The 12,632-nt window shown below is 58.1% G+C and carries 11 protein-coding genes and 1 tRNA gene; 3 read left to right on the forward strand and 9 right to left on the reverse strand.

Features of this window, described 5'->3' with window-relative positions:
* Window positions 1–65: 65 nt before the first annotated feature.
* The 8 genes from ACA047_RS18245 to ACA047_RS18280 all read right to left on the reverse strand — a co-directional run bounded on the left by ACA047_RS18245 (window position 66) and on the right by ACA047_RS18280 (window position 8,143).
* A complete protein-coding gene (locus ACA047_RS18245; protein ID WP_497351624.1) occupies window positions 66–1,019 on the reverse strand; it encodes a hypothetical protein in 954 nt (317 codons plus the stop codon).
* Window positions 1,020–1,552: 533 nt separating this feature from the next.
* The gene (locus ACA047_RS18250; protein WP_497351626.1) at window positions 1,553–3,394 is read right to left on the reverse strand and encodes a tyrosine-type recombinase/integrase; all 1,842 of its coding nucleotides are present in this window, start codon (window positions 3,392–3,394) and stop codon (window positions 1,553–1,555) included.
* Window positions 3,395–3,616: 222 nt separating this feature from the next.
* Window positions 3,617–3,692 (reverse strand) — tRNA-Gly (locus ACA047_RS18255).
* Between the two features lie 62 nt (window positions 3,693–3,754).
* Entirely contained in the window at window positions 3,755–4,315 is a 561-nt protein-coding gene (gene pgsA / locus ACA047_RS18260) for a CDP-diacylglycerol--glycerol-3-phosphate 3-phosphatidyltransferase (RefSeq protein ID WP_497351628.1), read from the reverse strand.
* A gap of 32 nt (window positions 4,316–4,347) precedes the next feature.
* A complete protein-coding gene (gene uvrC / locus ACA047_RS18265; RefSeq protein ID WP_497351630.1) occupies window positions 4,348–6,171 on the reverse strand; it encodes an excinuclease ABC subunit UvrC in 1,824 nt (607 codons plus the stop codon).
* Window positions 6,172–6,173: 2 nt separating this feature from the next.
* On the reverse strand, window positions 6,174–6,815 hold the full coding sequence (gene gacA, locus ACA047_RS18270) for a response regulator transcription factor GacA (protein ID WP_497351632.1): 642 nt from the start codon (window positions 6,813–6,815) through the stop codon (window positions 6,174–6,176).
* Window positions 6,816–6,939: 124 nt separating this feature from the next.
* A complete protein-coding gene (locus ACA047_RS18275; RefSeq protein ID WP_497351634.1) occupies window positions 6,940–7,374 on the reverse strand; it encodes a GNAT family N-acetyltransferase in 435 nt (144 codons plus the stop codon).
* A 10-nt stretch (window positions 7,375–7,384) separates the two neighbouring features.
* On the reverse strand, window positions 7,385–8,143 hold the full coding sequence (locus ACA047_RS18280; RefSeq protein WP_497351638.1) for a carbon-nitrogen hydrolase family protein: 759 nt from the start codon (window positions 8,141–8,143) through the stop codon (window positions 7,385–7,387).
* 615 nt (window positions 8,144–8,758) lie between these two features.
* Between ACA047_RS18280 and ACA047_RS18285 the strand changes: the two genes are divergently transcribed.
* A complete protein-coding gene (locus ACA047_RS18285) occupies window positions 8,759–9,829 on the forward strand; it encodes a 3-deoxy-7-phosphoheptulonate synthase (protein ID WP_497351640.1) in 1,071 nt (356 codons plus the stop codon).
* Between the two features lie 35 nt (window positions 9,830–9,864).
* Here the strand turns inward: ACA047_RS18285 and ACA047_RS18290 are convergent, their stop codons facing one another.
* Window positions 9,865–10,926: a hypothetical protein gene (locus ACA047_RS18290; protein ID WP_497351642.1), complete on the reverse strand. Its 1,062-nt coding sequence runs from the start codon at window positions 10,924–10,926 to the stop codon at window positions 9,865–9,867.
* A gap of 326 nt (window positions 10,927–11,252) precedes the next feature.
* Here ACA047_RS18290 and ACA047_RS18295 point away from each other — a divergent pair, with 326 nt between their 5' ends.
* A complete protein-coding gene (locus ACA047_RS18295) occupies window positions 11,253–12,131 on the forward strand; it encodes an esterase/lipase family protein (RefSeq protein WP_497351644.1) in 879 nt (292 codons plus the stop codon).
* Between the two features lie 96 nt (window positions 12,132–12,227).
* Window positions 12,228–12,509: a peptidylprolyl isomerase gene (locus tag ACA047_RS18300; protein WP_497351646.1), complete on the forward strand. Its 282-nt coding sequence runs from the start codon at window positions 12,228–12,230 to the stop codon at window positions 12,507–12,509.
* The last annotated feature ends 123 nt before the right edge of the window (window positions 12,510–12,632 follow it).

Consider the following 12,632-nt stretch of genomic DNA (forward strand, 5'->3'; position numbering starts at 1 on the left):
CCGTGATAGTGCAATACGCCGGCCTGCTGATAGTGCCACGCGCCGGCGTCAATGCCGCCTGACGGTCAGCCGGAGCGTCCGTGCCTAGGCACCGTGGTTAAATAGTCATCCATGCGCTGGATAAGGGGATCGGTCAGCTGCTTCATAGAAGGGATGGGAGTGATGACTGGGTGACTTTGCGGATACTCAAAGTCTTCAATCTGTTTTTTCACAGCGATTTCAATACTGTTATCGGCCAACTCCTTGGCTACGACGATAAAACCGTTGTCTAACGGATGGACACGTTCACCCGCTTGCACGCCGGGATAGTTAACGGCAGGCTGAAAATCACTGAGGATAGCTATCAGCCTGACCGAGGAGTAAATCCACGGCCGAACATCAGAAACGAGCGCTCCATATAGATTAATCAGAATAATTCCGCTCAAAAGTGCCCCCACTGAATGCCCCTGCACATCGATAAAGCTGAGCCTGCCTGGCGCTACTTTGCTCCATGCGTTGCGCAGGTACGGTAGCAGGTTAAAAATGTTCAACATGTTCGCAATAATAGATAGAGGGATTAAAAACAATGCTCCCAGCCCGACGCCGATTAAAAGCACGAACCCAAGCAGGGTAAAAACGAAAGCTCCCAAGAGTAGCCATGCGGGAACATAAAAGGCAAGCACTAGAAATCCGACGGTAATGTCAAATGATTGCGGTGGTAGCCCCAGGGCTTCAGCCACAACCCACCTAGAAATGGCTGTCGATATCAACAGCACCAATAAGTGCAGTAGAATAATGGGTGTTTTACCAAAGGGCCTATCCCATACAGAGATAAACCAGCGGTATATGCGCAAACATACAAACATGAAACCTGCAACAAACCCTAGAGAGGCAATTAAAATTACTTGATCTAATATTGCAACACCCATCGGCACTGACAATAATACTCCAAGCAGCGTAACACCGACGGAAAAACTGTAAAAGCGCCCTGACCAGTTCATAGCCTGGAATTTAACTTTCAACCTGCCAAACTCCAACATCTTTCCTCTCCGTTATTAACTTGGTGTCAAGCCATTGACGGCCCGCAGGCATCCACACGTTTTACGTATTATTGCCCATGCTTATCAAAAGTAGAACAGGTACCAAGTGTTTCGTAACATGGGGACAACAAAGCCGTCGAGGCGATGTCGCCGCGCATCTAACAAGCGCGGCGCTGCTCGCCTCATCTGGCAGCGTGATGCACCAGCGCACTGAATCTCAGCGGCAACGTACTGCGCAAACGAGCCTCACACTAAAAGCTGCCCATTATCATTTTTTTATTTTGTCAGAAATCGCAATTCGTAATCGCTCGCACACCCGGCGCGAGAGGGAATAAAAATGGGGGCATAACTCATTTGTTTCGAGCTGAACCCATCGCGACAGAACTAAGTCGAAAATATTTTTCGGACACTTTGATCTTCAGCGGAACATCGACCTTTTCGCGCGCACCCACCAATGAACACTAGGTGATGACGGGAGTTCACCGAAAGCCGTAAATTCAGTGACACCCCGCCACTCCCCCGAAGACGAAACATTATCTCGGGCTCAGGGCCCCGCAGACAATCCGCACGGTAAATTCGAAATTATCCGTAGTTAGCCCATCGATTGGCGAACGCCCCTTCAGTCGCTCATGAGGCTCACAGACCGTCCGATAAAGCCTCCAAGCATCGACATCCGAAAACCGCGCTAATGCAGTAGCTACCAACTTGTGCCGCAGTGGATCAAGCTGCCAATCGGGGATGCGCTGACCGCGATTCCCCAGGCTCAGGGATAGCAGGCGCCGAGCCTTGATATCGCGGTTGATCTGATCTCGGGATTTGCCTGCCAGTTTGGCGAAGACAAGCAGCGGCAAATTACTCGAAGCTTCATAGGTGGCTAGCATCTCGGCGCGCTGGCGTTGTATGTCAGATACTTGGGGTTCGCGCGGCTGTTCGGTCTGCGTTGGAACAGGTAGGACAGGTGAATACTGAGCCGCGTTAAGGACCGGTTCGTCGCTGACGGACGTTTTGGAGGCTGGGATCGTCATCGCTGGGAAGCAACTACTGTACAGAACGGCGTTTGCGTTCGCGCTTTCCGACGAAGGTAACGAAGCTGCGCCCTCTAAACGAATGGTCAGCGGAGAGCTTGCCGCTTTCAGCTGACCCTGCCCCCAAAGGTCCAAACGATTCGCCCAGTCCTGCATCATCGTCCGGCGCTGCTCGACATACTCCGCGTGATTGTAGGCCGCACTCACCTTGTCCGGATCAGCATGAGAAAGCTGAGCATCCACCCAAACCTTCGGATACCCGATCTCATTCAGCGCCGTCGAGATCGTCGCCCTCATCCCATGACCGGTGAGTTGATCGGCATACCCCATCCGACGCAACGCGCCATTCAGAGTGTTCTCACTGATGCGCTTGCTCAGGTCGCTTCGATGCGCAAACAAGTAGCGCTGTGCGGGGACAACCTGGTCCAGCAAGTGACGCACGATCTCCAGCGCCTGGACCGACAGCGGGACAATGTAGGGTGGTACATTTTGAATCTGCTTACTTGGTTTGCGCATCGCTAGCTGGAGTTGTTTCACCACTTCCGCCGGTATGACCCACAAGCGCTTCTCCAGATCAAACTGGTCGGGTGTCGCCAACCGCAATTCGCCCGTGCGGACACCGGTCAGCAACAACAATCGAAGGCCAAGGCGGGTTTGGTTTGCGCCACCATAATTTCGAAGAGCAGCCATCAATGCCGGGAGCTCGTCCATACGGAGAAACGGGTTGTGCGTTACGGGAGGTTTGGGAAGTGCGACCACATCGAGGTCTGAAGCCGGGTTGTGTTCCAGCCCCTCGATCTTCACCAGCGCATAGCGGAACAATTGGTTGAACCAGGTCCGACATTTCTCGGCTGTCGTTAAGGCCTTGCGCTGTTCGATCCTGCTTAACAAATCCAGCAGATCGTGACGATTGATATCGTAGATAGACCGTCCACCCAGTGTGGGCAGGACGTCTTTACTGAAGATTCTCAAGATCTGCGAGAGCGTGCTCTGGCGCCCTTCCTTCAAGCTGAGCCTGCGGAACTCTACCCACTGATTGAACACAGCCTCGAAGGTATGCTCCTTCGCAGTATGAACAGCAAGCCGCTGTTGTTTACGATGCTCATAAGGGTTGGTGCCTTGGGCGACCAAGGCGCGCGCATCGTCACGTCGTGTACGCGCTTCTTTGAGGGAGATTTGTGGGTAACAACCCAAGGACATGCGCTTCTGCTTGCCTGCCCAGTAGTAACGGAAGAGCCAGACTTTTCCGCCCCTGGCCGTCACATTGAGAGTGAGGCCATCACTGTCACCGAGGGTGTAGTCATTGCCGGTGATTCGGGCATGCCGAACTGTCATTTCTGAGAGTGCCATCGCGAGCTCCTGAACAGAGTCAGGGCCAGATGCTCATCTCGCTACACAATCTGCTCCAGCATTAAACCGATTCAGCGCTCGTCAGAATCCTGGACTCAATTCTGGACTCAAACGCACCGGATAGTGCTGGATTTCAGTGGTTCCCGCTGGAACGAAAAAAGGGCCTAAAGGCCCTTATTTCAATCACTTACAGAATTCAGTGGAACTCTGTAGCGCAATATTTGGAGCGGGAAACGAGACTCGAACTCGCGACCCCGACCTTGGCAAGGTCGTGCTCTACCAACTGAGCTATTCCCGCGTCTTGGTGTGGCGCATTCTATAGACTCAGATTACGCCGTCAACCCTTTGATTCAAAAAAGTTTATTTTGGGTCTACGTCAGTCCGCAGATGCGGCCAGGCGGCGCGCAGGTACTGGACCATTGACCAAAGCGTCAGGCCTGCGGAAACCAGCAGCAGTGCATAGCCCAGCAGCACCCAGAAATTGAAGTTTGCAGGGTTGGCCAGCAGGATCACCAGTGCCAGCATTTGCGCGGCGGTTTTCCATTTGCCCAGGTTCGACACTGCTACCTGAGCGCGGGCGCCCAGCTCGGCCATCCATTCCCGGAGTGCCGATACAACGATTTCGCGACCAATGATCACTGCCGCCGGCAATGTCAGCCAGAGGTTACCGTGCTCCTGCACCAGCAGCACCAAGGCTACCGCGACCATCAGCTTGTCGGCCACCGGGTCGAGGAACGCGCCAAACGGCGTGCTCTGCTCCAGGCGGCGGGCCAGGTAGCCGTCGAGCCAGTCCGTCGCGGCGGCGAAGGCGAAGACCGATGCGGAGGCTATGTAGCTCCAGTGGTACGGCAAATAGAACAGCAATATGAAGATCGGAATGAGCAGGACGCGTAGAACGGTAATCAGATTTGGGATATTCATCGGCACAACTGGCTACGAGGTTGACGGGCATTCTACTCGCTGTGCAGGTTTGCATAAATCGACTCAGCGAGCTTTTTACTGATACCGGGTGCTTTGGCTATCTCTTCGATGCTGGCACGAGACAGCTCCTGCAATCCACCAAAATGTTTCAACAAGTCGCGACGCCGCGTCGGCCCGACGCCTGCCACACCTTCCAGCGTAGACGTACGGCGGGTTTTGCCGCGACGGGCGCGGTGTCCGGTGATGGCAAAGCGGTGAGCTTCGTCACGGATCTGCTGGATCAGGTGCAACGCCGGCGAATCCCCTTTCAGGGTGAATTCATGGGCGGCGTCGTTCAGGTACAGGGTTTCGAAGCCAGCCTTGCGCGTCGCGCCCTTGGCCACGCCCAGCAGAATCAGGTCGGGCACCATCAGCTCATTGAGCACGTCGCGGGCCATGGACAACTGGCCCTTGCCGCCATCCACCAGCAAGATGTCCGGCAACTTGCCCTCCCCATCCTTCAGCTTGCCGAAACGGCGCATCAGCGCCTGGTGCATCGCCGCATAGTCATCGCCCGGGGTCACACCTTCGATGTTATAGCGTCGGTAATCGGACTTGATCGGGCCTTCCGGACCGAACACCACGCAGGACGCCACGGTTGCCTCGCCGCTGGAATGGCTGATGTCGTAGCACTCCAGCCGTTGTGGCGGCTCGTCCAGGTTGAGGACGTCGGCCAGGGCATCGAACCGTGCCGCCACGTGCTGGCGGTTGGCCAAGCGCGCACCCAGGGCCTGTTCGGCGTTGGTCACGGCCAGCTGTTGCCAGCGCGCCCGAGTACCACGGACCCGGTGGCTGATGGTCAGTTCACGACCACGAAGCGTATCAATGGCTTCGATCAGGGCCGGGAAGTCTTCATGGACCACGTTGACGATCAACTCGGCAGGCAAGTCGCGCTCCGGGCTGCTGACGTAGTACTGGCCCAGAAAGGCTGCCATGACCTCGGCCACGTCTTCCTCGATACCCACCTGGGGGAAGAAGTTCTTGCTGCCCAATACGCGGCCGCCCCGCACGCTGATCAAGTGAACGCAAGCGCCACCCGGGTTGATGAACGCGGCGATCACATCGACGTCGCCGCTGCCGCCTTCCATGCTTTGCTGGTCTTGCACACGACGCAGCAGCCCGATCTGGTCGCGCAACTCCGCGGCCCGTTCGAATTCAAGGTTGACCGACGCGTCCTCCATCGCTGCCGACAGTTCGTCGGCCAACGCATTGCTGCGGCCTTCCAGGAACATCACCGAGTGACGCACGTCTTCGGCGTAGACCTGGGGTTCGACAAACCCGACGCAAGGCGCCTTGCAGCGTTTGATCTGGTATTGCAGGCACGGCCGGGTGCGGTTCTTGTAGTAGCTGTCTTCACACTGGCGAACGAAGAAAGTCTTTTGCAACAGGCTCAGGCTTTCACGAATTGCCCCGGCGCTGGGGTAAGGACCGAAATATCGACCTTTAGCCTTTTTTGCCCCCCGGTGAATGCTCAGGCGCGGAAACGCCCCGTCGGACAGAAACACGTACGGGTAGGATTTGTCGTCGCGCAGCAGAATGTTGTAGGGCGGACGCCATTCCTTGATCAGCGTCTGCTCGAGCAGCAGCGCTTCGGTTTCATTGGCGGTGATGGTGGTTTCGATTTGCGCGATGCGCCCCACCAGGGCAGCGGTCTTCGGCGCGAGACCCGTTTTACGAAAATAACTGGCCAGGCGCTTCTTGAGGTTCTTGGCCTTGCCGACGTAAAGCAGACGTGCGTCGCCGTCGAACATGCGATAGACGCCGGGACGGCCGCTGCATGTGGACAGGAAAGCGCTTGGATCAAACAGTTCAGTCATTATCAGAGGCTGGCATCAACCATGCCGTGGCGCACCGCCAGCAGCGTCAACTCGACATCGCTGCTGATCGAAAGCTTCTCGAAAATACGGTAACGGTAGGTGTTGACGGTTTTAGGCGACAGGCACAGCTTGTCGGAGATGATCTGGACCTTCTGGCAACCGACAATCATCAGCGCAATCTGGATTTCCCGTTCCGACAGTGCATCGAAGGGAGAATCGTTGGTCGGCTGGAACGATTTGATCGCCAACTGCTGGGCAATTTGCGGGCTGATGTAGCGTTGCCCGGCAAAAACCAGACGGATGGCCTGGACCATCTCGTTCAAACCGGCGCCTTTGGTGAGGTAACCCGCCGCGCCCGCCTGCAGCAACCGGGTCGGGAACGGATCTTCTTCACAGACGGTCACCACGACGACCTTGATGTCCGGGTGGCTGCGCAGCAGTTTACGCGTGGCTTCAAGACCGCCGATGCCGGGCATCTTGACGTCCATCAATACCACGTCGGGTTTCAATTCACGCGCCTTGATCAGGGACTCTTCCCCGGATTCGGCTTGGCCAACGACCTGTAGACCATCGATGTCAGCCAACATTCGTGTAATGCCCGTACGGACGAGATCATGGTCATCGACCACTAACACCCTAATCAAGCAGACACCTCACGATTTGGTCTTATTTGGGTTGCCCCACACCTTAGCAAAAAGCACTCGGCAGACCTAGCGTAAAGGGGCATATAAAAGTTACAACAAATCTTTATATGCAAATATCCGAAGCTCAAGCACTGGCGTCTCGCTGCATCCTGAGGAAACATTCATCCTCGCCTACGACGCGCAGCCCCATGCGCTCGTAGAGCGCCCTGGCCGGATTGTTCTTGAAAACCGTCAGGCGCAGTGCCGGCCGACGCTCCAGCGCGACCATGCTCCAAACCTGTTCGATCGCCCAGGTACCGGCGCCCTGCCCACGGAACGCTTCAACGACCTGTAACTCTCGGATATACAGCGCCCGGGCATCACGGCTCAGGCTGACAAAACCCAACGCCTGGTCCCCACGGCGGATTATCCAGTTCTGGCGAATGATCCAGGCCATATCGAACGCGTCGTCCTGCCACAGCAAGTCATGCTGCAGATAGTAAGCAAGCATGTTGGTACAGGTCAGCTGTCGGGCGAAAGCGATGTCCCCGGCAGTTGCCGCATGCCACTGGAAACTCATGATGACCTCGTCAAAACGTTGCCACCGGCACAACGTGTCCGGCCCACCCGTTGGCGTCGCGGCGGGCAATTACCAACAGCTCGCCCGGGCCTGGCGCGGCAGCAATCAGCGAACCGTCCGGGCCCCAGACGGCACTGCGACCGGCCGATTCCCAGCCACCGGTGGCGCCACCATGATTGGCCATCAGGACCGTCATGGCATGTTGCCTGGCAGCACCTTGCAACATCGCCGTGTCCGTCCCATAACCCCCTTCGGTGATCAACACACCCGCTGCATACAGCGTAGCGCCCCGCTCGGCTGCCGCTGCGGCATGGCTGGCGTGGGAGAAATCGGCGCACACCGCCAGCGCAATGCGATCCTGGCCCATCTCCAGTATCGAGCCGCCATGGCCCGGGGCGAAGGCGACTTCTTCGCCTGGATGCAAATGCTGCTTGCTGTACACCCCGAGGGAGCCGTCGGCGCCGAGGACCAGCGCACCGATCAGCACCGGTGCATTTGCCGAGAGGCGAATCGGCATGCCAACCACCGTGCTCAGGCCGAGCTCTCGCGCCAGATCGCGCAGCGGCTGCAAGACGCTGTCCTCGGGCAGAATGGCCAAATCCGTCGCCAGGCTCCGTTCGTAACCGGTGAGTGACAGCTCAGGGAATACCAGCAGTTGCACATTCTGTTCAGCCGCCGCCTGCATGAAGTGCCGATGGCGGACGAGGTTGGCGCAAACGTCCCCCGCGATGGAAATTGATTGAGCGGCGGCGAATACTGGAGGGGGCATGGTTCTTCCATAGCAGGTAGCGCAAACCCGAAGTTTGTCATAAAGCCCGCCGGACTCAAGCAGCCTGAACATTTACATACCGGCGATAGAATTTTCTGATTGAACCGGCGCACCGCCCTCTAGTAAGCTCGGGTCCATTCATCGGAGACAGATCATGTTCAACGCCCTCTCACCGCTTCAAACCGCCAGCGCCCCGCGCTCGGTTGCGGCTGCCTGGGCGAACAGTGTTCAAACTCCGGTCAGCTTCTATTTTGGGTATTGGTTTAGCCACTGGCGCGCCTGATACCCAACCGGCGCCCACTTTAAACGGGTCGCCTACCAGAGTTTTCCAAACCCCCGGTCGGCCTCCCGACCGGGGGTTTTGTTTTTCAGCGCCACACCCATTTGCAGCACCCGACAACTTGAGGATTGAGCCATGAACTACGCCACTTACTACCGTTACGACAGTTTTTGCGCCTGGCGATTTACCAGCCACCGCTCGGGACAGCCTGCCGCCTCCGATCGGTCACCTACTGGTGGCATGCCTACCTTGCGGGCCATTACGGCCAATTGTCGAACACCCCACTAGGGTCGAGCGCGCGGGAACGAACCCGCTGCTCGCTCAGGAAGCCAATCATGAATTCGTCCATCTGCGCGTTACCGCTGTCCACGCTCAACCCTGCCAATGAAGCCCTGACCCTGCGTCTGCCCAGCTCGTTGCAGCTCAAACACCAATTGCCCCTCAGCACCGCGCTGAGCCAACAGGTTGATGCCCATCGCCAGGCCATCCGCGCGATCCTCAACGGTGAGGACTCCCGCTTGCTGGTCATCGTCGGCCCCTGCTCCATTCACGACCCGAAATCCGCCCTCGAATACGCCGCCAACCTGGCTCGCGTTGCTCATGACGTGAGCGACAACATGCTGCTGGTGATGCGCGCCTACGTGGAGAAGCCCCGCACAACCGTGGGCTGGAAGGGCCTGGCTTACGACCCCGGCCTCGATGGCAGCGATGACATGGCCACCGGCCTGACGCTGTCCCGGGAACTGATGCGTGAAATGCTGCAGCTGGGCCTGCCCGTCGCCACCGAACTGTTGCAACCCATGGCCGCCAGTTACTTCGATGACCTGCTCAGTTGGGTCGCCATCGGCGCCCGCACCACCGAATCGCAGATCCACCGGGAAATGGCCAGCGGCCTGGGCATGCCAGTGGGTTTCAAGAACGGCACCGACGGTGGAGTCGGCATCGCCTGCGATGCCATGCGCTCGGCCGCCCATCCCCATCGGCATTTCGGCATCGATAGCCAGGGCCATCCCGCGATTATCCAGACCCAGGGCAACCCCGACACCCACCTGGTGCTGCGCGGCGGCCATCGCGGGCCCAACTATGACCACCAGAGCGTCACGCAGATACACCATGACCTGACCCGCCTGAAGATACCGGCGCGGATCATGGTTGACTGCAGCCATGCCAACAGCGGCAAAGACCCGTTGCGTCAGCCGCAGGTGTTCAATGACGTGCTGGAACAACGGTTGCAAGGGAACCGCTCGCTCATCGGCATGATGCTGGAAAGTCACCTGTTCGAAGGCTGCCAGCCATTAAGCCCGTCGATGCGCTACGGCGTATCGGTGACCGATGGTTGCCTCGGCTGGGAATCCACCGAGCAGCTGCTGCGCCAGGCCCATCGCAAGCTGCAATTGCCAGCCTGAGTCCCGGACGCGCCCTTCCCCAGGAAGGGCGTCGCTCAGCTTTGCACCTTGGAACGAACGTCAACAGTGACCCATCCGGAATGCTGACTGACATCATCCAGGCGCTCGACCTGATAAAACACCCGCACCGTTCTGTCGCGCTGCTCCTGCCAAAATGCCGCAGGCACCCTAAAGTTGACCGGTTGACCTGCCGTGGCCTCGGTGATTTCCTGCTCGGCGACATGAGCGTAACTCCCGTTGCACTGCAGCCAGACCAGCTCGCCCGCCTCAAGTCCGGCACCGTCAATGACGACAGTGACCCCCTGTTGAAGATCGTCGATATCCAGCCAACCGTCGTTCAGCTCCAGAATCCGCGGGACCTTCAGCGCGGGGCGCACCAAAGGACCGATGTGCAACGACAAGGGCTCGGCGCGACGCACTGAATGGCCACGCCTGACGACGTAAGCCAAGGCCAGGCTATGGCCAACATGAGGAGCGATTTGCGAGTGATCGATCCAGAACGATACATCACGACCGACGGCGTGAGTTTCTATGTCCAGCACATCGCGCCAAAGCGCCTTGGAGTCGCGACTGGCAGTCAAGATCAATCGATCCCCGACGGCCATTCTGGAATAGGGCCGAAGGCTCACACACGTCCCTTCGGGCACCCGATTCGGATCCAGGCTGCCGCCTACCGCATCGTCGGCAACGGCGGCCAGCAGTTGCAACGGCACGTCGCCGATCTCCAATTGCAGGTATTCCGAAACCAGCGAGGCCGGTAGTTGTTTGCCAGTCACTTGGTAGGAAATCTCCAGCGAGCCGCCATCCAGTTCAGCGATATGAGGTTCGCGCACGACGAAAACGACGCTCAGCCCGACTTGGCGCTCGGTTACAAACCTTCGCACTTCATGCCGATAGGGCTCGCCGTCTGAGTTGAGTCCGTGCCAAAACAGCAGCAGTTCATCCCCGCACGTCATCAGCGGATAAGGCTTGACGGTGATGACCGTCTTTCTCCAGGCGGGGTTGATCACCCCGCCCTTGGCCGCCGCCAGAATCGGTGCCGGCAGTCTCGTTGGCAATCTGAGCCTGGCTCGTTGGGCAGATGGGTAAGTGGTCATGTATGGGCTCCATTCCTTGGATAAAGGCACCGTCTCACATAGCGGTGCCCGATGACGCCATTAAACCCCGACCGTCCCAACCCCACAGTCAGACTTGACAGCAGAGGAAGTGGTCTCTTGCGCCTGAAGCTGTAGCTGCAAACCACAGGGGCTATCGGAAGTATCCAGATACCTTCAGCCCCGCCCGGTTTCTTGCTCGAATTTTCCCGCCTCTTTTATTCCGGTTTCAGTACGTCACTGCGGTTTCTTCCTACACCGCCGATCACGAGCCTGCATTAGAGTGAGGTCGCAAATTCAACGTGAACCTCTTCGAAAAAGGTACGAACATGCAACGGAATGCAACTACTCAATTTCCCATCCTATTGGTCCATGGGTTGTTCGGGTTTGACAGGATCGCAGGCGTCGAACTTTTCCACGGCATCAAACAGGCACTGCGCGCCGCCGGTGCCCGGGTGTTCATCCCCCATTTATCGGCCACCCATTCCAATGAAGCCCGTGGCGAACAATTGCTGGCTCAGATCGATCGGGTCCTGAGTGGAACCGGCGCCGCCAAGGTCAACCTGATCGGCCACAGCCAGGGTGCGCTGGCCGCCCGTTATGCCGCCGCACTGGCAACCGACCGGGTCGCCTCGGTGACGTCGGTCAGCGGCCCCAACCATGGTTCCGAACTGGCCGACTTTCTGCACAAGGCCCTCACCCCGGGACGCCTGCCGGAGCACGTGGCGAATAAAGTCGCCACGCTTTTCGCCGATTTCATCTCATTGCTCAGCGGCCAGGCGCCGCTTGCGCCCGCCGCCATCGCCGCACTGGCGTCGCTCACCACCGAAGGTGTGGGCGCGTTCAATGACAAATACCCCCAAGGTCTGCCCAAGAACTGGGGGAGCAACGGCCCACAAACCGTCAACGGCGTGCGCTACTACTCATGGAGCGGCACATTGCCGCAGACGCCGGGCGCAGAACTCGGTGCAATGGGGCCCTTGCAGGTTTTCTGCCGGGCCTTTTCCGAGTATTTCATTACCGAAGCCGGGCAGAATGACGGCCTGGTGGGGCGTTTCAGCTCGCACTTGGGCCAAGTCATTCGCTCTGACTACCCACTGGACCACCTGGATGTCATCAATCAGACCACCGGCACGGTGCGCAAGGGCACAGACCCGGTAGCGCTTTACGTGCGCCACGCCGAGCGCTTGCGCAAAGCCGGCCTTTGATCGCCAGGCCCAAGGCTTTGACGCAATTTTGACAACACACCGTTAACGATTCCGGTAGGCTCAACACCTTTAAACATATTGAAAGGAGTTTTCCCCATGGCCAAAGCCACTGCCCGCCACATCCTGGTTGCCAACGAAGAAAAGTGCCACGAACTCAAGGCCCAGATCGAAGCCGGCGCTGATTTCGCCGAAGTCGCCAAGAGCAATTCCTCGTGCCCGTCCAGCCGTCAGGGCGGCGACCTGGGTTCGTTCGGTCCAGGCCAGATGGTCAAGGAATTCGACACCGTGGTATTCAGCGCCCCGATCAATGTGGTCCAGGGCCCGGTGAAGACCCAGTTCGGCTATCACCTGCTGGAAGTGACCAGCCGCCAGGACTGATCCCCCGGTTTATCGACAAACGGCCCACCCTTAGGTGGGCCGTTGTGTTTGCGTCACGCAAACGGGCTGGCGATCAACACGCCGCTCGCGTACAAATCGTGGTCATCGATCACCCGGCTTTAA

The sequence above is a fragment of the Pseudomonas sp. LBUM1664 genome (genome assembly GCF_059695895.1).